Source organism: Pandoraea sp. (assembly GCF_004297875.1).
Classification (GTDB): domain Bacteria; phylum Pseudomonadota; class Gammaproteobacteria; order Burkholderiales; family Burkholderiaceae; genus Pandoraea.
In genome coordinates this window covers 1-2184 of sequence record NZ_SCSK01000002.1, presented here as the reverse complement: position 1 = coordinate 2184, position 2184 = coordinate 1, and the positions used below count along the sequence as shown (strand labels likewise).

General features: G+C 55.9%; 2 protein-coding genes and 2 pseudogenes. All 4 read right to left on the bottom strand.

The window, feature by feature from the left end; translation table 11 throughout:
- Positions 1-108: 108 nt before the first annotated feature.
- Positions 109-429, bottom strand: a complete 321-nt coding sequence (locus EPN80_RS00875; protein WP_293022431.1) for a transposase — start codon at positions 427-429, stop codon at positions 109-111.
- Positions 430-465: 36 nt separating this feature from the next.
- Positions 466-977, bottom strand: a pseudogene (locus EPN80_RS00870) (transposase); the annotation flags it as partial.
- A gap of 29 nt (positions 978-1006) precedes the next feature.
- Positions 1007-1273, bottom strand: a complete 267-nt coding sequence (locus tag EPN80_RS00865; RefSeq protein ID WP_293022428.1) for a transposase — start codon at positions 1271-1273, stop codon at positions 1007-1009.
- A gap of 425 nt (positions 1274-1698) precedes the next feature.
- Positions 1699-2184: pseudogene (locus EPN80_RS00860) on the bottom strand (cobyric acid synthase CobQ); the annotation flags it as partial.

Below are 2184 nucleotides of genomic sequence, written 5' to 3'. Positions count from 1 at the left end.
GCCATGACGTTTGCGCATCACGGCCTCCAGTTCAGTACGTTGTTCGCTCGTCAGCATCGTTCTCGGCATGCCCAAGCATATGGGATCGATGCATCCAATTTCAATGATTCAATGGACTAGGTTGGCAATGCCACGCGCGTCATTTTGGTCAGTCTTGTTCAACTGAACCGTTAGCGCGGCATGGACATGGCGGGCATGGATGCAGTCAACATCCAAGTTACATTGCCGTAGAGAATGATAAAGCCACACCGCCAGTGGGCGCGTCTCCATGCCGACCTTGGCGTTGCCGTAGCCTTTGGCTTCCAGGAAGTCCTTAATCATTTTAGGCCGACTCTCGACCGTGCCATGACAGACCATCTTTCCCTCACTGTCGACGACACAGACCGCTGTTTTCTTCTGTGCAACATCAAGGCCAACGTACGTGTTCATGATCTTCCCCAAAGAGTGGCAAGAGCACATAAATTACCGCATGTGGTTCCAGCCGAATCCCTTCACGTTACGCAGGTAGAAGTAGCACAGCACAAAGCCCCAGTTGCGATGGCTGCCCGTGTCGCGTAACAGCCAGTCGGCAATCTCTTCGTTCTCCGTGTTCAGCTTTGCCTCGTATCGATAGCATGATTCGCTGATGCCAAACCCGGCACAGGCCGCACGTATCGTTAGTCCTCGCTCCTGAACAGCACGCTTGGCCATCTCGCGTCGGCGAGATGGCTTTACCACTTTTTTGCCAAGGCCTCCGCGACCACTTCAGCCTTGAGCTTTTCCTCGATGTACATCTTGCGCAGCCGGGCATTCTCCGCTTCAAGCTCTTTCATGCGCGACATCATCGAAGCATCCATCCCACCGAATTTCGAGCGCCATTTGTAGAACGTTGCCGAACTGATACCCAGTTCCCAACATACCTCCGGCACCGCCACGCCGGCTTCCGCACGTTTGAGCGCTTCCATGATCTGGCTATCCGTGAATCTCGACTTCTTCATCTGCAGAACTCCCTCTTAACGAGAAAATTCTACTTCTCCCAGCGGTGGATTTCAGGGGGCATTACCATACCACCGAGATTCGATTTACCACCCGTCGAGTACTGCTTGGGAACAAGGCCGAGCCAGGCGGACATATCACGAGCTCGCTTGAATGCGGTGCCGTTGCCGACCGCAGCAATAAGCGCAGTCGAAACAACTGGGCCAACGCCAGGCACCGTGCTGACGCGACGACAGAGTTCCGATTCACGGGCGATCTGGGTTATTTCGGCTGAAGCTGTATCGATTTCGTCGTCCAAGACCAACCACCACTGACGTAACCGTGCAATAAGTTAGCACAGTCGTGGCGACAAGCCGCTCTCAGCGTCGGTCAATACCGCCGGCAGGCGTCGCGCGAAGAGTGCTCGCCCTACCGGTATGACGATGCCATGCTCGAGAAGCAACGCTCTCATCTGGTTGACGACGGCCGTTCGCTCGACAATGAACCGCTGACGCACTCGATGCAATGCTTGCAACTCGATTTGATCCGTCGTCTTCAATGGAACGCAGCGCATGCTTCCACGGCTTGGTGTGCGAACATGCGCGCCAAATGAGCTGCCCGGGATTTCGCTCTTGCCTGGCGCCCCCCGTATATCTATCCGCCCGGCGAATGCCGCTGTAGCGCAAGATGCGTGCAAAGGACCGATCGCCGACATCGCCAGTCACACCCGGTGGATTTGCGGCCTTACTGTTGATTTGCACCGGCACCTGACCCAAGGGGGTAGAGTACGTCGAGAGAATCAAGCTTAAGATGTTGTTCAAGCATGTCGGAAAGGCGGTCAATATGCTTTTCCCGCTCGGCACGGTAATCGTGCGATATCGTCTTCTCCAGACCCGCCCAACAAAGCAGCGCCTGACAGCTTTGCGGGTGATCGAACAGACCGTGCAGATAGCTGCCAAACACTTGACTGTCGGCCGACATCGCGCCATCGGTCCCTTCAGGCAAGACAATCGCCGGAATCGCCAATGCCGGGCCGCTCGACATGCCCATGTGTATCTCGTAGCCGCTTACCGCTGCATTCGCAAATGCCAGGCACCCCTCGACCAGAGTCAGCCGCTTGTGTGCGGTCAATGTGGTTTCCATATCAAGCAGGCCAAGACCGACCGAGCTACCTGCAGCACCTTCCAGTCCAAGCGGATCGTGTAGTTGCCTGCCCAGCATCTGGAAACC

Coding starts and splice junctions, on each gene's coding strand:
- EPN80_RS00875 (WP_293022431.1), bottom strand. CDS start 429: ATGAACACGTACGTTGGCCTTGATGTTGCACAGAAGAAAACAGCGGTC.